The organism is Aphanizomenon sp. UHCC 0183, from assembly GCF_009712065.1.
Taxonomy (GTDB): Bacteria; Cyanobacteriota; Cyanobacteriia; order Cyanobacteriales; family Nostocaceae; genus Dolichospermum; species Dolichospermum heterosporum.
The window spans coordinates 15579-35188 of the sequence record NZ_VILC01000079.1 but is presented as its reverse complement, the minus strand read 5'-3'; the positions used below and the strand labels follow the sequence as shown (position 1 = coordinate 35188).

General features: G+C 38.8%; 14 protein-coding genes. 5 read left to right on the top strand and 9 right to left on the bottom strand.

Features of this window, described 5'->3' with window-relative positions:
- Positions 1 to 77 precede the first annotated feature (77 nt).
- Complete coding sequence (locus FJR37_RS20320; RefSeq protein ID WP_168466970.1) at positions 78 to 1655, top strand: SpoIID/LytB domain-containing protein; 1578 nt, start codon at positions 78 to 80, stop codon at positions 1653 to 1655.
- A gap of 74 nt (positions 1656 to 1729) precedes the next feature.
- Here FJR37_RS20320 and FJR37_RS20315 read toward each other — a convergent pair whose 3' ends face one another.
- The 7 genes from FJR37_RS20315 to FJR37_RS20285 all read right to left on the bottom strand — a co-directional run bounded on the left by FJR37_RS20315 (position 1730) and on the right by FJR37_RS20285 (position 13894).
- Positions 1730 to 2029, bottom strand: a complete 300-nt coding sequence (locus FJR37_RS20315; RefSeq protein ID WP_039203244.1) for a ferredoxin — start codon at positions 2027 to 2029, stop codon at positions 1730 to 1732.
- Between the two features lie 255 nt (positions 2030 to 2284).
- Positions 2285 to 2734: a hypothetical protein gene (locus FJR37_RS20310; protein ID WP_242032273.1), complete on the bottom strand. Its 450-nt coding sequence runs from the start codon at positions 2732 to 2734 to the stop codon at positions 2285 to 2287.
- A gap of 414 nt (positions 2735 to 3148) precedes the next feature.
- A complete protein-coding gene (locus FJR37_RS20305; RefSeq protein WP_371416150.1) occupies positions 3149 to 4162 on the bottom strand; it encodes a DMT family transporter in 1014 nt (337 codons plus the stop codon).
- A 387-nt stretch (positions 4163 to 4549) separates the two neighbouring features.
- On the bottom strand, positions 4550 to 4807 hold the full coding sequence (locus tag FJR37_RS27820) for a four helix bundle protein (RefSeq protein WP_268812056.1): 258 nt from the start codon (positions 4805 to 4807) through the stop codon (positions 4550 to 4552).
- Between the two features lie 62 nt (positions 4808 to 4869).
- On the bottom strand, positions 4870 to 6147 hold the full coding sequence (locus FJR37_RS20295) for an MFS transporter (protein ID WP_168466968.1): 1278 nt from the start codon (positions 6145 to 6147) through the stop codon (positions 4870 to 4872).
- Positions 6148 to 6353: 206 nt separating this feature from the next.
- Positions 6354 to 12758: a non-ribosomal peptide synthetase gene (locus tag FJR37_RS20290; protein ID WP_254434629.1), complete on the bottom strand. Its 6405-nt coding sequence runs from the start codon at positions 12756 to 12758 to the stop codon at positions 6354 to 6356.
- Between the two features lie 161 nt (positions 12759 to 12919).
- Positions 12920 to 13894: a sterol desaturase family protein gene (locus FJR37_RS20285; RefSeq protein WP_168466967.1), complete on the bottom strand. Its 975-nt coding sequence runs from the start codon at positions 13892 to 13894 to the stop codon at positions 12920 to 12922.
- A gap of 927 nt (positions 13895 to 14821) precedes the next feature.
- Between FJR37_RS20285 and FJR37_RS20280 the strand changes: the two genes are divergently transcribed.
- From FJR37_RS20280 to FJR37_RS27110, 4 genes are read left to right on the top strand one after another with little or no spacing between them, the layout of a single operon-like run.
- Entirely contained in the window at positions 14822 to 15820 is a 999-nt protein-coding gene (locus FJR37_RS20280; RefSeq protein WP_168466966.1) for a Gfo/Idh/MocA family protein, read from the top strand.
- A gap of 14 nt (positions 15821 to 15834) precedes the next feature.
- Positions 15835 to 16605 (top strand): type I methionyl aminopeptidase, encoded by a 771-nt coding sequence (gene map, locus FJR37_RS20275; protein WP_039202561.1) that lies wholly within the window; start codon positions 15835 to 15837, stop codon positions 16603 to 16605.
- Positions 16606 to 16638: 33 nt separating this feature from the next.
- Positions 16639 to 16860, top strand: a complete 222-nt coding sequence (locus FJR37_RS27115) for a hypothetical protein (protein ID WP_254434628.1) — start codon at positions 16639 to 16641, stop codon at positions 16858 to 16860.
- A 7-nt stretch (positions 16861 to 16867) separates the two neighbouring features.
- Positions 16868 to 17041, top strand: a complete 174-nt coding sequence (locus FJR37_RS27110; RefSeq protein ID WP_254434627.1) for a Coq4 family protein — start codon at positions 16868 to 16870, stop codon at positions 17039 to 17041.
- On the opposite strand, the gene FJR37_RS20265 is transcribed toward FJR37_RS27110, so the two are convergent.
- Complete coding sequence (locus tag FJR37_RS20265; protein ID WP_039204826.1) at positions 17025 to 17450, bottom strand: protease inhibitor I42 family protein; 426 nt, start codon at positions 17448 to 17450, stop codon at positions 17025 to 17027. The genes FJR37_RS27110 and FJR37_RS20265 overlap by 17 nt on opposite strands.
- A gap of 514 nt (positions 17451 to 17964) precedes the next feature.
- Positions 17965 to 19152 (bottom strand): C1 family peptidase, encoded by a 1188-nt coding sequence (locus tag FJR37_RS20260; protein WP_168466965.1) that lies wholly within the window; start codon positions 19150 to 19152, stop codon positions 17965 to 17967.
- Positions 19153 to 19610: the final 458 nt, after the last annotated feature.

The following is a 19610-nucleotide window of genomic DNA, read 5'->3' as shown; positions in this document are numbered from 1 at the left end:
TGTTCCCTTCTTTTGTAAATTGAGTTAATTAATTTAAAACCTCTCCGACAATATAAGGGCAATCAGAATTAGTTTGCATGAAAATATTTATTTGGCGTTCTTCCTACAGATTAATAACAACCTTGTGCTTATTGGGATTGACTGCCGCATCAGAACCCGTAAGCAAAAACCAAGATGTAAAATTGCAAATTGGTATTGTCCAACGATTTGGGGCTAAACCCACAGACAAGTTAGAATTATCTCCCACCAAAGGCGATCGCTTAACATTAAAATTTGCAGTAGGTAATCAGCAACAAACCCTAGTCACAGACAAACCCATCCAGTTAGCAACAGTTATGCAGCCCTTAACCCAAACAGTGGTTCAGGAAGTATTAGTGCTGGGTGACTTTCGCACCTTTGAAACAGCCGAAGATAACGCTAACCACTGGCGTTCTTTGGGGATAGAAGTAGAAATATCCCAGCCAGAACGTTGGCAAGTATGGGCAAAACGGGACGTTTACAGCACTCCTTTAATTCGCCGCTTGCTATTAAAAAGTATAGAAACATCCGGTGATAAAAATGCTTACTTAGCAACCAATATTTTATCAAAAGTCTCAAAAATTACTTGGGTAGTAAATGGTAAAAATTATAATCCCAATTATCTAGAAGTGACTGCGGGTAAGGAATTGGTCAAAGTTAGTACCGATAACAAACTTGAATCAAAGCGTGTTTATCCCGGAAAAGTGACCTTGCAGCCTAACGCCTATGGGCATTACACCTTAGTGAATACCGTACCCTTGGAAACCTATGTGCGAGGAGTTTTACCCCATGAAATTGGCACAGATGCACCAATGGCAGCCCTAGAAGCACAAGCGATTATTGCCCGCACCTATGCTTTGCGAAATGTTCGCAGATTTGCGGTAGATAATTATCAGTTATGTGCTGACACTCACTGTCAAGTTTATCAAGGACTGAGTGGAATCGCTAAAAATACAGATCGGGCGATCGCCTCTACCAGAGGTCAGATCCTCACTTATAATAACGAAATAGTTGATGCTTTGTATTCTTCCACTACAGGTGGTGTTACCGCTAACTTTAGTGATATCTGGAATGGAGAAGATCGTCCCTATTTAAAACCGGTCATAGATGCTGCTAATCAAAATCTTTGGAACTTATCACATCAGAATTTAGCAGATGATCAGAACTTTGAGAAATTTATCAATCTTAAAGCCGGATTTAATGAAAGTACATGGGATGTATTCCGTTGGCGCAGAGAAACGGACATCAATAAAATTACCAAAGACTTGCAAAAGTTTTTACAAGCAAAAAAAAGCCCCTATAGCAAATTCAAAAAAATTCAAGCCATGTCCGTCGTTCAACGCAGTTCCAGTGGACGGATTTTAAAACTGGCTGTGAAAACAGATATTGGCGTTTTTACCTTACAAAAAGATGAAGTTCGTAGTGCCTTTGCTGCCCCCATCAGCACGCTTTTTTACATTCAACCATTGAATAAAGGTCAAACCAATTTGTGGGGATATGCTTTTATTGGTGGTGGCTTAGGACATGGAGTGGGTTTAAGTCAAACAGGCGCTCAGAATCTAGCCAAACTGGGTTGGTCTAGTTCCAAGATTCTGGAGTTCTATTATCCGGGGACTAAAATTAAAGGGAGTAGATAATTGGGGAATTGGTGCAACTCCTACTCAGTAGCCAATTCCCAATCCCCTTTTTGGAGTGTTTTTTTTACTAAAACTTAGTAAAGGTCTTCTTCTCTGTGGGTTTCGATAGTGACATCAGAAGTAGGATAAGCAACACAAGTCAATACATATTGAGCTTCAACTTGGTCGTCATCTAAGAAAGACTGATCTGATTGGTCAACAGTACCGGAAATGATTTTACCAGCACAGGTTGAACAAGCACCAGCCCGACAGGAGTAGGGTAAGTCAAGTCCAGCTTCTTCTGCTGCATCTAGAATGTAGGTATCGTCTTCAACGTCAATGGTTTTATTAAGACCTTCTGCTTCGTTGATGAGTGTTACTTTATAAGTAGCCATTTAATTATCCTCTCTTGTGGAATCGACAGTATCAGTGATTTTTCAGCAAACACTACAGCTATTCTGATGGGATTAGCCGCTGGTTTAAATTTGCTTCAATTCTGATACTAAGGGAAAAGTTAAAATTTATGACAGAAAATTGACCCCGATTAGTAATGAAATTTAGTTACTTATTACCAATAAGTTTTTGTTATATAAAATCCGTAGGTGGGTAGATGTCAAAGTGCATCTTGGGGACATTTTTTGATGACGGCTTTATGAAACCTCTAGTTGGTCAGGAATTGCATCAGGTAGTTCATGTTCTACGCAGCGGAGACGCGGATACAAGTAGGCAATCAATGTTGCGACTAGAGAAAACAGACCCAGAATGATAAACATTAAACCCATGCCGCGACCATGACCAACCCCAATAATCTGGCCAATGCTATGGGCTAAAGCTCCATCTTTTGCCATGATTGGTTCAAAAAATTGATCAGCTAATGCTCCACAGGTTAGGTAGGAAAGTGGTAAAAACCCCTGTACGGCAGCACTGCGAAAAGCAAAGACCCTTCCCTGTACTTCTGGTGCTACTTTTTTCTGATAGATGACTTGAATTGATCCATTGATGATGGGAAATATAAAAAATATCAAGAAATTGGCGATCGTAAATATAACTGTTGAAGCCTTCAATCCAGCTAATACATACATATAAATAAAAGACAACATTCGATAGAAGACCTAAGAGGATGTTTGAAAAGTATCAGAATTAATCGAGATCCCCCCAACCCCCCTTACAAAGGGGGGCTAAATTCCTCAAAGTCCCCCTTTTTAAGGGGGATTTATGGGCATCTGCGGGTGTCAGATCCCACACGAAAAAGTTTTCAAACAACCTCTAATAGCACCAGGGTAAGAGCATCTCAATTAGGCTTGACAGAAATCTAAAGTAAGTAGGTTGGTGTTGAAAATTGTCGTTATGGCAAGGCAAAAGGCAAGAGGCAAGAGTGAAGAGGGTTTGGGCGATTTTACATTTCTTTACACAGTTTGGTTTTATTGTGTTCACCTACTTAGAGTCAAGAAAACAACAACTGAGAACTTGAATCATAATAGTGGGCAACACGCCCATCTAACTCCATCATGGATTTATGCAGTTTTCTGAATATCAAGATTGGTTTTTTCTTCTACCTTTCCTGAGCCAATGCTTAATTTTGCTATATATATACCTATCAAAACGATGATAAAGGCAAAACAGTTGAGAATACTTAACTTTTCTGCAAAAATTAAAAAAGCAAATAAAGCTGTTAGCAAAGGCTCTAGAAGCATCAAGAGAGTGACAAAACCTGAAGAAAATTGTTTAAGATTATGAGTTAGCAATCCTTGTCCGATAATTTGACATAGAACTGCTAAACAAATTACTGCCAGCCAGGTTTCCCAGGAATTCGGAAATAGTTGTGTTTTACTAGTTAATGCAATGAGGAAAGTAAAACATCCACTTAATGGGCAAGTAAACAATAATATAGTGGATGCTGAAAATTTGGAGCGTAATTTTTCCCTGGCTAGATAATTTAAGGCATAAAAAACAGCAGATAGGAGAGCTAAAGAGTCACCATAAAGGGAGTTAACCTCAGATTGAAAATCTCCACTAGTAATGATAGCTATGCCAACAATTGCTAACATCATTCCTAATAAAAATTTATAGTCAAAACTTTGACCTAAGAACAACCAACCACCTAATACGGCAAAGATAGGGGTGACATTATGGAGCAAATTAGAACTGGCAACGCTGGTTTGAGTTAATGACAAAGCCCAAAGAAAACTAGCAGCCGCCCCTAACATTGATGATAAAAGAAAAACTCCCCAGTCTCGTAACTCAATGACTTGATTGGGTTTAGATGGATTGTTGATTCTAGATTGAACTGCTTGCCAAACAAATAAAACTACTGTAGCTATATAATAGCGATTAAAAACAGTTGCTGACGGACTCAGTTCATTTTCTGCGAGTCGAGTGAAAATTGCCGCAAAAGATAAAATGAAAACTCCCAGTAATAATGATAAGAAAGCCAATGGGAATATATTGTTTTGGGTGGGTTTCAATGCCGTACTAAATTCCTGCACCATATATTTTCCCAGTAGATCCTTTTTTTGTATGAAAGACACGACTTACGTAACTGGCACACTGCTAGGGTGCGTCAGACTGCATACCTGCAAATAAACAGATTATTGATCTCTGACGCACCCTACAACAAATTTTTGGTGTGATGTTGTGTGATAAGTAGTGAGACAGAATTAATTACACAATGTCATTGCGTTAGCGCAGCGTGGCGTTAGCCATATGGAGCGAGGTGAAGAGAAGCAATCGCAACGGTTGTGATTGCTTCTCTTCCCTCGCAATGACTGTAAATATTTTTGTTCAATTACTTATCGTAAGGGAAAAGTTAAAAGTTACGACAGAAAATTGACCTCGATTAGTAATGAAATTTAGTTACTAATTACTAATAAGGTTTTGTTATATAAAATACCCGCTGGGATACATGTCAAAGTGCATCAGACCTGAGTTCGGTGTTCGGTGTTCGGTGTTCGGTGTTCGGTGTTCGGAGTTTGGTGTTTTTCCTTGACTTTTTTCGTGATAGTTACCAAAATTCTGATAATGATATCAATTTGTTGCCTAAGACATTTGACCTTTTCTGGGTTAATAGCTTCTGATTCAACTAAAACAATCAGCCAATATTCCGTTTCGCAGGCTTCTTTTAAAGAAATTTCCATTTTATGGAGAAAGTCTTTATGTCTCTTGAATTCCTTGATTATCCGTCATGATTCAAATATGCGTGTCCTTTGCTCTTAAATTTTAACTCCTAACACCGAACTCAGGCATCAGGTAGTTCATGTTCTACGCAGCGCAGACGTGGATACAAGTAGGCAATCAAGGTTGCAACTAGAGAAAACAGACCCAGGATGATAAACATTAAACCCATGCCGCGACCATGACCAACACCAATAATTTGGCCAATGCTATTGGCTAAAGCCCCATCTTTGGCCATGATTGGTTCAAAAAATTGATCAGCTAATGCTCCACAGGTTAGGTAGGAAAGTGGTAAAAACCCCTGCACAGCAGCACTGCGAAAAGCAAAGACCCTGCCCTGGACTTCTGGCGATACTTTTTTCTGATAGATGACTTGAATTGACCCATTAATAATGGGAAACATCAGAAATATCAAGAAATTGGCGATCGTAAATATAACTGTGGAAGCCGTCAACCCAGCTAATACATAGGAGATACCCAAAAATGTCATGGATACAAATATGGTATTGATCTGGCGTTCTAGCCCGCCCCAAATGCTCATCACTACACTACCTACCAATAGGCCAGAACTGGCAATAGAATAGATAGTCCCTAGAGATTGAGCGGAAGCAAAGGAAAGCACTAAGGGTGTAGTTAGAGCTTCTGCGCTACCAACGAGAAAGTTGATAATGGCAATGAACATGACTAATCCGAGTAGTCCGGGACGTACTACTAAATATTTCCAGCCAAAGGTGATTTGTTGCCAAAATGAATCGGTTTCGGCATCAGGATTTTCTGTGGACGAAATTTCGGGAAATTTAACTACCAGCAAACAGATCAATGCCAAGACCAATGTGGATAAATCAATGATGACAATGCCTGACAATTGTACAGTTACTAATAAGGCTGCGGCTAATACCGGGGAGAGAATTTCGGCGATCGCTAATCTGATCTGTGTCATCGAACTGGCACGACCAAGTTGTGCTTTTGGCACCAGTAATGTAGTCGCGGAGGAATAGGCTAGTCCCTGAAAAGCATTAAAGCTGGCACTAATCGCACTGACTACACACAGACTCCAAACTTCTAAGTGATTACTGATAAATAACCAAGCAATTAGCAAGGTACATAAACCCGCACAAAAATCACTAATAATCATGATCCAGCGCCGAGAAAAGCGATCGACAATCACGCCGGCAATGGGAGAGATCAAAATTGTCGGTAAGGTTGTGGAGAGAATCAGTAGTGTAAATTGAGTCGTGGAATTCGTATGTTGATAAACCCAAATACTCAAAGCAAAAGTGGTTGTCCGCGAGCCAACTAGGGATAAAACTTGGCCAAACCAGATCAAGATAAACACGCTCATGCTTTGAGTTATCTCTCCTGACTGACTGGAGAAATACTCAGTCCATCTCAATAAAGACGATCCAAATCTGGGTTGTTGTTTTAACTCTGGTGGGCTGTTTTCTAACATGGCAATAGTGATTATTAGTGAACTTGTGGCAAAGCTTCATGGTTTAATGTCAGATCCCCGACTTCTCTAAGAAGTCGGGGATCTGAGTCTTGCAATGTTCACCAATCAAAAAATCCACAAACTTGAATAGTTGGATCTTGGACAAGCTGCTGAAGAATTTGCTGGTAATCGCTAAACAAAACCTCGATGGTTTCATTTGTAAATAACTCCGTGCTGTAGAAAACCTTAATTTCCATAGTGGGATTATTTACTGAAGGTGAAGAAACATAAATTTCTAAGGGAATTTCTCCATCCCACAAGTCGAGATCGCGCTTTATTGATACAAAGTCAACATCTAATATCCAGTTATGCCAATTTTGTGGAGGTAACATAGTTAGGGCTGCTGAGATATTCAATGGTTGTTTACTGGAAATAGTGTCAATGACTGTTTGATAGGCAATCTCTTTATTGTTCATTGCTTCTGTGAGAGTTTCTTGGGCTTGTTCTAAAAGAATTTCTCCAGTTTGCTCAGAATAGAGATCGGATCTCAAAATTACATCGTTGATGAAGCAACCGATCATTTTTTCAGTTTCCACCGGACTCCGATTACCAATAGTTGCCATGACTAAAATTTCGTTCTTACTATTGCGCTTGAACAAAAGTATATTTAGAGCAGTGAGAATGATTACAAAAATGCTGACCTTTTGAGAACGACAGAGAGCTTCGATTGATGTTACAATACACGCTGGCAGAACCACAGAATAAATAGCTGCGCTGGTATTTTCGTTACTCAACTGTAGCTGATTGCTAGATTCATCAGATTCTAGTGAAGTATTAGTTAGTTTTTGTAGCCAGTAAGCCAATTGCTTTTCTATGACCTTTTCATTAAAGTATTGCCGTTGCCAGAGGGTAAAATCTGCGTAATGAACAGGTAATTCCGGTAGGGATGAAGGTAAACCATTCACAAAAGCTGCATAGAGGATTCCCAACTCCTCCAACAACAAACCAAATGACCAACCATCTGTGATGATATGGTGCATATTTATTGTCAACCAATGTTCTTCTGGAGTTAGTTGCAGTAAAGTTGTTTTGATGAGAGGGACTAAAGCCAGATCAAAATGGTGATTATATTGCAGCGCAGCTAGTCTTTCTGCGCCCGATGTTCGCTCTATCAAGGGTAGGTTTTGTAAGTCTATAATCTCTAATGGGATAGTTAGAAATGGAGTAATTACTTGTACAGGTTGACCTTCTACTATCGTAAAAGCCGTGCGTAATATTTCATGACGACGAATTATTTCATTGAAACTGGACTCCAAAGCAGTTGCAGAAAGAGAGCCAGTAAAACGTAAAATAAAAAAGCTGTTGTAGGCGCAACTTTCAGGAGCTAATTGTTGTAACTGCCATATAGACTCTTGTGCAAAAGACAGGGGGATACAAGTGTCTCGTGCTTGAGGGACAAGAGGTGGTAAGGTATCAACTGTTATGGCATCCAGTATATGTGCAGTTATTACTTGACTAAGTTCAGCGATAGTCGGGGCTGTAAATAGAGAACGCAGCGGCAGAACTATGGAAAAATGTTCTCGAATGCGAGATATTACAGATGTGATCAGGAGAGAGTGTCCCCCCAATTCAAAGAAGTTATCATAGATGCCTACCTGCTCCCGATGCAATACTGTACACCAGATTTCGGCTAATTTTGCTTCTAGGGCAGTCCGAGGGGCAACAAAGGTGGTTTCTAGCTCTGCATTGGTTGTTTCTGGCTTTGGTAAAATCTGCCGGTCAACTTTACCATTAGGAGTCAGAGGTAAGGTTTTGAGCATGACAAAAGCCGCAGGTATCATATATTCAGGCAGATTTCCTTTCAGAAATTGACGTAATTCGCTACTGGTCAATGTTTCTGTTGCGCTGACAATATAAGCCGCTAAATACTTGTTTCCTGGATGATCTTCGCGGACAATTACTACTACCTGCTGAACTTGAGGATGTTGGGTTAATACTGTCTCAATTTCTCCTAGTTCAATCCGAAAACCCCGAATTTTGACTTGATGATCAATGCGTGCCAGAAATTCAATATTTCCATCTGGTAAATAGCGTCCTAAGTCTCCAGTTTTATAAATTCGTTCATTTTCCACAAAAGGATTAGCAATAAATCGCTCAGATGTTAAGTCAGGACGATTCAAGTACCCTCTGGCTAAACTTAGTCCACCAATGTAGATTTCTCCATAAACGCCAATAGGTAGGGGTTGAAGATAGGGATCAAGAATGTAAACTTGAGTATTGGTAATAGGACGACCTATAGGTGGAAATTTACTATTTGATGCTTCTGGTAAAATTTGTCCAGAAGTTGTAACCACTGTATTTTCTGTGGGTCCATAGTTATTAAAAAACTTAAATGGTAACTTATTTGATGGATAAGAATTAAGTCTATCTCCACCAGTTAACATAGTTCGCAAACTTGTATTTTCTGACCAGGATAAAAGACATAATTTTTCTGCTAAGGGTGTGGGGATAAAACTAATAGTAATATTATGTGATATCAACTTCTCTTGAAGTGTTTTTGCTGACAACAGAAATTCTGATTTAATTAAATATATACTCGCTCCGACTACTAAATAAGGCCATAATTCCCAGACAGCAGCATCAAACGCTGTTCCTGCTAACTGTGTAGTTCGATCTGATGATTTTACTTCAAAATTATTTAAGTGCCAGAACACTAAATTTAATAGTGCTGAATGTTGAATTAGTACACCTTTAGGTCTTCCTGTAGAACCAGAAGTATAGATGACATAAGCTAAATTTTCAGGTGTGAAATTATGAATAGGATTATCGGAACTTTGACTGGCAATTTCAATTTCAAAATCTTTATCCCAACAAATGATTTTAGTTTGCGATTGCTCTAGGGTTAATGATAAATGTGGGAGTAAGGAAGAATGAGTCAAAATGATGGACATTTGTGAATCTGCCACCATATAATTGAGCCGTTCTGGGGGATAGTTAGGATCGAGTGGCACATAAGCACCACCAGCTTTTAAAATTCCCAAATATCCGACGATCATTTCTAAAGAACGTTCTAAATAAACACCCACTAAGATTTCTGGTTCTACACCCAGAAATTGCAAATAATGAGCTAGTTTGTTAGCTTGTAAATTTAATTGTTTGTAGGTTAATTGCTGATCTTCAAATATTACCGCCACTGCATCAGGTGTTTTTTCTACTTGTTCTTCAAATAATTGATGAATGGATTTTTGGGGATAATCAGTTCCCGTATGATTCCATTCAACTAATAACTGATGCTTTTGGGATGCTGTTAGTAAAGGTAATGTTCTAATCCGTTCTTGGGGATTTGCTACAACTGCCTCAACTAAGGTGTGAAAACTCTCCACCATCCTGGCAATACTATCAGCATTAAACAAATTAGCATTATATTCAAATGCACCTATTAATTCAGTTCCTGATGCTGAATCTTTTTCCTGCATTGATATGGTTAAGTCAAAAGTTGCCCCTGCTGTGGCTTTTGCTAATTCTATTTGGGTAACTTGCAAATCTCCTAATTCCAGTTTTGAAACTGGAGAATTTTGCAATACAAACATGACTTGAAATAAGGGACTATGGCTGAGGTGGCGCTGAGGTTGGAGGGTTTCTACAAGTTGATCAAAGGGGACATCTTGGTGAGCATAAGCATCAAGTGCCATCTGTCGCACCTGTTGGAGTAATTCTATAAATGTGGGATTTCCTTCGAGACGAGTCCGTAAAACTAAGGTATTCACAAAGAAGCCAATTAATGGCTCTAACGCGACACGATTGCGATTACTAATAGGAGAACCAACAACAATATCTTCCTGACCACTGTAGCGAGAAAGTAAGATCACAAAAGCCGTCAGAAGTGTCATAAATAGGGAAGAACCCGATTTTTGACTGAGGTTTTTGAGCTTGTGAGTGAGTTGGGAATCAAATTGAAATTTCTGGATATCACCGCGAAAGGTTTGAATTGCTGTTCGTGATCGATCTGTAGGTAATTCAATGACTGCGGGAATATCTGCTAATTGTTGTTTCCAGTAATCAAGCGCGGGTTGATTTTCCAGCCATTGTCGTTGCCAATAAGCATAGTCGGCATACTGAATTGATAATTTGGGTAAGGGAGAAGGTAAACCCGCTGTCAAGGCTGAATAAATAACCGATAATTCTTGGAGAAAATTCCCTGCTGACCAGGCATCAGAAATGATGTGGTGCATTATTACTAATAGCTGGTGGGATTCTGCCCCCAATTGCATCAATGTCACTCTTAAGAGAGATGATTCATTTAGGGCAAAAGGGCGAAGATATTCATTAGTAGTTAATCTTTGTGCCTCAGTCGTTTTCTGATCTTCTGCTAATTCTTGTAAATCAATTACAGGTAAGGTAAATGCTAATTTATCAGCAATAACTTGAATAGGTTTACCATCAGCAGTTCCAAAACTGGTACGCAGGGTTTCATGACGATTAATAATTGTAGCGATCGCCTGTTCAAGTGCTATAAAGTTAAGCAATCCTTGTAAATTCAGGACTCTGACAATATTGTAAGCAGGATTTGCCCCTTCCATTTGATCCAGAAACCAAAACCGCTGCTGAGTTAATGAAAGTGGTAATTCAATATTTCGGGAAACTGGTTCTAAGGTTGGCAGTAAATTCTGGGCAGAAGATCCAATTTGTTCACTAAATGTGGCAATTGTGGGCGCGGCAAATAAACTGGCAATAGATAATTCTATGGATAGTGCCTCACGCAATCTTGATATAACTAAACTTGCCAATAGGGAATGTCCACCCAATTCTAAAAAGTTATCATGAATACCAACTTTTTCAATGCCTAAAACTTCCGCCCAGATTTTAGCAATGATTTCCTGTGTAGGTGTTTGCGGAGGGACAAATTTACTTTGAATTGCCGATAGATCAGGTTCGGGTAAACTGTTACGGTCTAATTTTCCATTGGGTAAAACTGGCAATTTCTCCATGACCATTAAGGTATGGGGAATCATATAATCTGGTAGTTTGCTGGACAGGAAATTGCGTAATTCTCCTGAATTAAAGTCTTGGTTATTGACTACGATATAAGCAACTAGCCGCTGACCACCAGATACATCTTCTCTGGCAGAAACCACAGCTTCTTGAATACTGGGATGGAGTTTAATTACTGCTTCAATTTCTTCTAGTTCAACCCGCATTCCTCGGATATTTACCTGAAAATCCATCCGACCAAGAATTTCTAAATTCTGATTACTTGAATAACGAGCAACATCCCCAGTTTTAAAAAGTCGTTGTTGAGGATTAAAAGGATTAATAATGAATTTTTCCCCATTTGCCTCGGTGCGGTTCAGATAGCCTCGTGCTAAGGTAGAACCCGCAATATGGACTTCTCCCGATCCTCCTATGGGGACTTCTTCCATATTGGCGTTAAGGACATAAACTTGTTGAATGTTTGCTAAAGGATGACCAACGGGAACATAGCCATCTTCAAGATCGTAATCTTCAGGAACAGTATAAAAACCATGGCCAATACTTTCTGTTTGACCAAGGATATTAAAAAACTGCGGTGGTGTTTTAAACAGATTGCGTAACTTTTTAATTAGCTGATAGGGTAGTAATTCGCCACCAAATACTATTAATCTTAATTGTGATTCGCTTAGAGCTTTTGTATATTGTTGCTCTAAACTTTCTAAAGCAATTAGTCCATATCGCCATACAGAGGGTACACCATCAGAAATAGTAACACCACGTTTTTGAATTAATTCAAATAGGCTTAAAGGAGTTCTGGTTTGTTCACGAGTAGCAAGAATACTGGTTGCACCTTGGGATAAAGGTAAAAATAATTGTCTGACTGAGGCAGTAAAAGAGAAAGATGCTGTATGGAGATAAATATCTTGATGATTAACTGGTAATATTTTAGCGATCGCTTCAAGATAATTACAAATACTACCATGAGGCATTTGTACACCTTTTGGCTTGCCAGTAGAACCGGAGGTATAGATTAAATAAGCGAGATTTTCGGCTGTGACTCCACTGATGGGATTATGGGAACTTTGACACTCAATTTTTTGCCAATCTGTATCTAGACAAATTGTTGTAGAAGTTTCAGGAAGAGATACTACCAATTGTTGTTGTGTCACCACAAATTGCAACTTAGTGTCTTCTAGCATGAATGCTATGCGTTCTTGGGGATAGGCCGGATCTATAGGTACATAAGCACCTCCAGCTTTAAGAATACCAAGAATACCGATAATCAGATCGAGCGATCGCTCTAAACATAAGCCTACCATCACCTCAGCACCTACACCAATACTCTGTAAATAATGCGCTAACTGATTGGCTTTAGCATTCAATTCTTGGTAGGTAAGTTGCTGATTTTCAAATATTGTCGCTACTGAATCTGGTGCTGCTTTTACCTGAATTGCAAATAAATCATGAATACAAAAACCATTTTCTGGCAAATCATTGATGATCGTAGTCGTACTTGATAAATCTGAACTCAAATCTAATTTCATGTTATTCATAACTATAATTCCCAATTAATTTTTGAGTGAATTTGTATTTAGATTCCTGATATAGCGTTTTCTAATCTAATGAGGTACAAAATTATCTGTGTTTATCTGCGTTTATCTGCGTTCCATAATTACTTCTTGTACCTCACTTGGATGGGAACTGCTATAAAAAATTATTCTCTACTTATCTTTTGGTTGTAACTTTGCCAAATAGATTTGAATGGCTGTACCAATAAATTAATCGGATTATTAAATAAACTTGATTCCCCATCTGACAGACCAAAATCCAGCTTTTCATAACCTTTCGGTACGTATAAAGTCCCAAATATCCAGTCCCAAAAAGACAGAATGTAACCAAAGTTTTTGTCATAATGCTTTGGCTCAACACTGTGATGAATATGATGTTGAGCAGGACTCATCAACACATGACTAACACCATGAGGGTAGTTTAACCAAATATGAGAATGTCGTAAGTTAGCGCCAGTTAGATAAAATAGAAATATCTCCCAGTTAACTCCATAAATGGATAAAAGGGAGACTTGATTACCAAATAAATAAATCCAAATTCCTGTAGTAAAACCCAGCATTACAGTCGCAAAGATCATACTTAATATTAAATCAAAGGGATGAGAGCGATAAACAGTCATTGGGGTAAGCACATCCGCAGAATGATGGACTTTATGAAATTCCCAAAAGAATGAACTTCTATGAGCTAAATAATGGTAACAATAATAGGCAAAATCCCCCGCTAAAGCCACAAAAATACTTAATATGACATAATGATACCAATAAGGATTGGTGATTAAAAAAGGCGTTGTCAGATGGGTAATTTCTGTTAAATAATGACAAATGATATTTGCTAGATTTGGTAGAGAGAATATAACTGGCAATATTACAAATATTTCTAAGAGCGAAGATAAAAAATAATACTTATATTCAGCGATCGCTGAAGGATGTAAATAAACTGCTTTTGGCAAAAGATACTGCCTTAAATTTATCTGTTCGTCTTGTTGAGATAACCCTAATTTATATATAATAAAAGCTAGTAACAAAGCCGAAAGTATATATAACCAATAAATCTGAGATGAGCTGATAAATGGCACTAGGAATGGATAAAAAATTCGCAGATTTTGTATTTGTGTAATCATCTTAGATATTAGGAAAATGAAAATAGAAACCTAGTAGATACATCTGAAAATTATCCGGGGATTTGATATTTAAAGGAGAAAATAGACACATTTTATACACAAGATGTATAATTTCTTTTGGTATTTTCTAATTCATGTAGCATATCATGTAAAACCTATAACAGAACCTAATTATTTACAAACGCGAATTTATGACAAATTCAAAGAAAAATGCTCAAAAACCATGAGAAACCAGCTCTGAAAAGTTAAAATCGTTTAATTAATTGTTTATCCTGAGTTTTACACGATTTTTAAGCTGTATTATATTTATGGTAATGTTTCCAAAATTACTAAAGAGCCATAATATTTTACATTGTTGAAAAATACCCTAGTAGTTCGTCAAGATAAAAATGATGGACTGTAGTGTGAGCGTCTCGCTTACGCGGGCAAGATGCCCGCACTACCAAAAACCCGTCAAAATAAATTTGACAGACTACTAGTGGTATTAGATATTTCCTGATGGTGGCTTGTTGTTGACACTCCCCGGTCTAAAGACGCGGGGATTCTATAGAGAGTTTCAGTCTATATCTCTCAGTTATCCCAGCTTCAGGCAGGGTTCCTTAAATATTTGGGTTCTTGCCCTGATCCTGTTTGCCATTACTGGCAGAATCATCTCTGACAAGCGTAACTTTCCGAGAGTCTCCCGGTAGGTTTTTAATGTCTTTGCTGACAATTTAATTGTCTCACGAATATGGATTAAAATTTGAAATAATTTCAAATTTTTAAATTAATGTCAATGCAGGATAAAGGAAAGCCTCTAGCCTTCATCCCTTCTCTAAAGCACAGATGTAGCTGACTAAGTCAGCTACATCTTCAAGGGTTTTCGGCATTTCCCTTATAAAATACCAATGGCATTAAACCGAAACATTGAAAACTGGTGATAAATTCATGGACAATAACGAACTACCTTTATGTACACACAGTCTCAGAGTCGGTTTGGTGGGAACAGGCTATGCGGCTAAACTCAGGGCTGAGGCGTTATTACAAGATCCTCGAACTGATTTAATAGCCATAACTGGCAATCCCGAAAGAACAGCGGTTTTAGCCCAAGAATATGCAACTGTGGCGATGGATTCTTGGCAACAGCTAGTAGAACGAGACGATTTAGATCTGGTGGTCATCTGCACCATTAATCGAGATCATGGTAAGATTACCCGTGCAGCTTTAGAATCTGGCAAACACACCATTGTTGAATATCCCTTATCTGTGGATGTCCAAGAAGCAGAAGAACTGATTGCTTTAGCAAAAAGAGTAAACAAGCTTTTGCACGTCGAACACATTGAATTATTGGGGGGTTGGCATCAAACTTTAAAACAACACTTAGACCAAATTGGTGATTTGTTTTATATTCGCTATAGCACCCTGAATCCCCAGCATCCAGCCCCGCGGAAGTGGACTTATAATCATGATATGTTTGGCTTCCCCCTGATTGGGGCATTATCTCGGTTAAATCGGCTGATTGATTTGTTTGGTGAAGTCCTCACTGTCAATTGTCACCAACGATATTGGGAAACTGAACCTGATTATTACCAAACCTGTTTATGTTCAGCCCAATTATGCTTTGAAAGTGGACTACTGGCACAGGTAATTTATGGCAAAGGTGAAACTTTGTGGCAATCAGAACGTAAATTAGAAGTTCAAGGTGAAAAAGGGGAGATAATTCTCGATGGTGATACGGGAATGCTGGTGTCAGCAGCCGGAACAAAGTTGATTGAAGTGGGTACTCGTCGGGGTTTATTTGCTAAAGATACGACTATGGTATTAGATCATCTATGCGATGGTAGTCCTTTATATATCACCCCAGAACAAAGCTTGTATACTCTAAAGGTAGCAGATGCTGCAAGCAGGGCAGCGACAACTGGATTAACTATATTTTTAAAAGAGTAGAAGATACAAAATTGATGAAAACCGAAACCATAGTTATTTTATCCCAGCGAGAAATCGAAAAAATGCGCCGTGCTGGCAGTTTAGCGGCTAAGTTGTTACAACATCTAGAACCTTTAGTTAAACCGGGAGTTAGCACTCTGCAATTAAATGATGAAGCGGAAAGATGGACTCAAAAGCATGGAGCAAAAAGCGCACCTTTGGGTTATAAAGGTTATCCTAAGTCTATTTGTACAAGTGTCAATGAGGTGATTTGTCACGGTATTCCCAATGCTAAACAAATTCTCAAGGATGGGGACATTATTAATATAGATGTTACACCCATTGTTGAGGGTTATCATGGTGATACATCAAAAACATTTCTAGTGGGTAATCCTTCCCCCACAGCCCAAAAGTTAGTGGAAGTAACTCAAGAGTGTCTGCGGTTGGGAATTGCAGAGGTTAAACCAGGGGCAAAAATTGGAGATATTGGCGCAGCAATTCAAGAATATGCGGAATCTTTTGGTTTTTCAGTGGTGCGGGATTTTGTGGGACATGGAATTAGTAATATTTTCCATACTGCACCAGATGTTCCCCATTATGGCATTAGGGGTAGAGGGAAGAAGCTGAGAGCCGGGATGGTATTTACCATTGAACCGATGATTAATGAAGGAACTCATGAAGCCCAAATGCTTGGAGATGGTTGGACTGCGGTAACAAGCGATCGCCTCCTGTCTGCTCAATTTGAGCATACCATTGCTGTCACCGAAGATGGCGTAGAGATTCTGACTTTACCAGACAACTCATAATTTCTCCAACACAAAATACTATGGGGGCTTAATATGCAGGTGATAGAAAAAGTAAATCCACATTCACAAGATAAAGTTATTGAGAGTATTATTAATCTCGTCAAAGCAGATTATGGAGATTTTGATTATATCGGTAAAATGGCAAATGCCGTTAGCGATTCTGATAGCTTGCAAAAAATGATTGATTTTCTTTCTATCACTCCCCAAGGCAAACAAGCTTTTCAAAAGCGACCAATGTTGGGTGATATCAACTAAAAATTTGTTGAAAGTTGTTTTATATGACATTGAACTTTCAACAAAATACATGGATGCTATTACCCAAGGATGGATCATGGCTAAACAGGCTAAACCACTATTTGGCATAGAATGGAATCTACTCTGGGAAACTCCATTGGCAGATGTGCGAAATTCCTTAAATATCATCCACGAATTTTGACGTTAATTTGATAGGTTTTTAAGGGCGGCAGATTTCTTTCCCAGGGACGTAAATAATGGAGTTCTAGCACTGCTGAACCCGAATTTTGGGCTAAAAACTGGAAAACTTGATTTTCAGATGCTCCTGGGGCTTCTGTCTCTAATGGCTTTAATACTGAATCTCCCAAAGGTTTGAGTTTGTCAGGGTCATTTTTAATAATTTGCCAACTATAGCCTGTTCCTGGATTAGTTAACAATTCAACAATCATCATATTACCTTTTTGAATAATAATCTGACTGTTATTGTTAGCATCATTGACAGTGATTTCTGATTTAGACATAGGAGGATTAGCCGTATTACTAACTTGAAAAATAATAGTCAAGGTAGTTAACAGAGAAATAATTAAAAAAACTCGCTTTGTAAGGGACATACAGCACTTTCTGATGTTAGGAGGTACAGTTTCTTATCGCAAAACCCGTAGGGGCGCAGGGCCTGCGCCCTCCGTCCTGCGCCCTCCGTCCTGCGCCCTCCATTGTATACTCAACACGGCTTAATTATTTGATTCTATAGATAGGGGTAAAGCAAGAGCTTCATTGGTATCAACTTAACGTAAAACCCACAGCCCGACTGGGAATTCATTCCCAGTCTAATAGCAAAAGTTGTCTTTTGATGACTGAATAACCGGAAAATTTTTCATCTCGTTCCCAGTCTCTGACTGGGAACGAATTCTAGAAGGCTCTGCCTTCAGTGATATTATACTCCGCAAGGGAATAAATCGAGCTTTTGCTTAAAGGTAATATATGGATGTAAAAACGCAAGTTATTACCTTCTCAAGTATAGAGGCAGAGCCTCATCAACTGCATTCCTAGTCAGAGACTAGGAACGAGATGTGGTATGGATTTGAGCTTAAGTTGACACCAATGGGTTAGCTAAAGTCAAAACAATTATCGAGAAATGTTTTTGGAATTAACTTTAATTAATTCTGGATTGATTTTTAAAGGAGTGATCTTTTTCAACAAGTCAGGAGAAAGCTTGTAGAAATTGCTTCTAGCTTGAGTCCAAGCTGCGCCATAACCGATGCTATTGCTGTTATAGCCAATCCACATATAACCATTATCACCCCAACCTGTACCCCAAGAATTCTTGATTAACCAAGCTTGTTTTTGATCATCCCAACCAATGAGGGTGACACCATGATTAATAGGACCATTTGCTTGCTCGTTAAATACGCCGCTAACATAACCTTGGAAAGCAGGAGTAACTCTCACTGCAACTGTTAAGGGTCCATATTTGCACATAGCCAGTTTCATTTCTGCAACTGTGGGAATTCCGCCGTTTGGTTTAACATATCCCCAGGCTATGGAACGGTAGGGAGTGTCTACGCTGGGATTGTAGGGATTGTTGGTGGCGGTGTAGGGTACTGTGGCTTCGGTGGCTGTGCCTTTGTTAATGAGGAAATCAAATGCTTTAGACCACCAACCCCCACCACAACTACCTGCACCACCCCAGTTAATAATTTGCTGTTCGGAAGCATCAGCAGCGGAGTTATTGCGAATGAGGTTATTCCCTTCGTAAGCTCCCAAGGTAGCAAATGCCCAACAACTACCGCAACCTCCTTGGTTACGAACTGGGGTAACTTTATTTAAATTCCGCCAGTCAAAGGATTTGGCTGAGGCAAAACAGCTATTACGTTTAATTAATTGTAATTCAGGGATTACGCCGGGATTGATACGTTCAAATTTCTCACGTTCGGCTGAATCAAGATTTAAGATTTGTGCTGCAACGGCGTTTTGGATGTTAGCCTGTGTTGGTAAATCATCTGGTGCTTGGGTGGCGGCTAGTTGCTCTAGTTTATAATCTAAGGCTGTGGTGTAACCTACCTGAAAGGTGAAGTTTTTTGACTGGATATCCCGGCGTAATTCCAGTAGTTGATTTTTAATGATTAAGGGAGCTTTTTGTTCTCGTTCAAGATAAAGGGGATTTATTTTGATTTGCGATAAATTTTTATCTACAGCTTGAGATGCGGGGATTCTTATTTGGCTTTTAATTGGTTGAGCAAGAGCTATGTTCTGGAAGATTCCTAAACTCAATAAAGCCGCAGTAGATATTTGCAGAAATTTGGAACTTCTCATCAAGTTAAATACTCCTTAAACTTGTTAGTTCAGTTTTAGTTCTGTTTTTTAAAGATTTTTTTACCCATTACCCATAGGTATTGCTGTTGACTTGTGGTTTATAGGTTTAGTTCCAAGATTTTTGAATATTAAGAATTGTCAATTTCCTGTTAGATAGGTCAAAGACAAAGTTTGAGGAATTACGCAACTGGTAAGTAATGAGACAGAATTAATACACAATGTCATTGCGTAAGCGTTGCGTGGCGTTAGCCATATGAAACGAAGGCAATCGCAAGGATTGTGATTGCTTCCCTTCGCTCGCAATGACTGTAAATATTTTTGTCCAATTACTTACATTGGTAGGGTGCGTCAGACTACATAAATCCTGCAAATAAACAGATTTTTGGTGTGGCACTTGCGTAAGTTGTCAGGTTATAACTATACAATTAAAGTTCAAGTAAGGCTATACTTGTTATAGT

What these genes read in the sequence shown, in the direction of transcription:
- FJR37_RS20320 (WP_168466970.1), top strand. Translation starts at nt 78, where the DNA reads ATGAAAATATTTATTTGGCGTTCTTCCTACAGATTAATAACAACCTTG.
- FJR37_RS20315 (WP_039203244.1), bottom strand. Translation starts at nt 2,029, where the DNA reads ATGGCTACTTATAAAGTAACACTCATCAACGAAGCAGAAGGTCTTAAT.
- FJR37_RS20310 (WP_242032273.1), bottom strand. Translation starts at nt 2,734, where the DNA reads ATGTTGTCTTTTATTTATATGTATGTATTAGCTGGATTGAAGGCTTCA.
- FJR37_RS20295 (WP_168466968.1), bottom strand. Translation starts at nt 6,147, where the DNA reads ATGAGCGTGTTTATCTTGATCTGGTTTGGCCAAGTTTTATCCCTAGTT.
- FJR37_RS20290 (WP_254434629.1), bottom strand. Translation starts at nt 12,758, where the DNA reads ATGAATAACATGAAATTAGATTTGAGTTCAGATTTATCAAGTACGACT.
- FJR37_RS20285 (WP_168466967.1), bottom strand. Translation starts at nt 13,894, where the DNA reads ATGATTACACAAATACAAAATCTGCGAATTTTTTATCCATTCCTAGTG.
- FJR37_RS20280 (WP_168466966.1), top strand. Translation starts at nt 14,822, where the DNA reads ATGGACAATAACGAACTACCTTTATGTACACACAGTCTCAGAGTCGGT.
- map (WP_039202561.1), top strand. Translation starts at nt 15,835, where the DNA reads ATGAAAACCGAAACCATAGTTATTTTATCCCAGCGAGAAATCGAAAAA.
- FJR37_RS27115 (WP_254434628.1), top strand. Translation starts at nt 16,639, where the DNA reads ATGCAGGTGATAGAAAAAGTAAATCCACATTCACAAGATAAAGTTATT.
- FJR37_RS20265 (WP_039204826.1), bottom strand. Translation starts at nt 17,450, where the DNA reads ATGTCCCTTACAAAGCGAGTTTTTTTAATTATTTCTCTGTTAACTACC.
- FJR37_RS20260 (WP_168466965.1), bottom strand. Translation starts at nt 19,152, where the DNA reads ATGAGAAGTTCCAAATTTCTGCAAATATCTACTGCGGCTTTATTGAGT.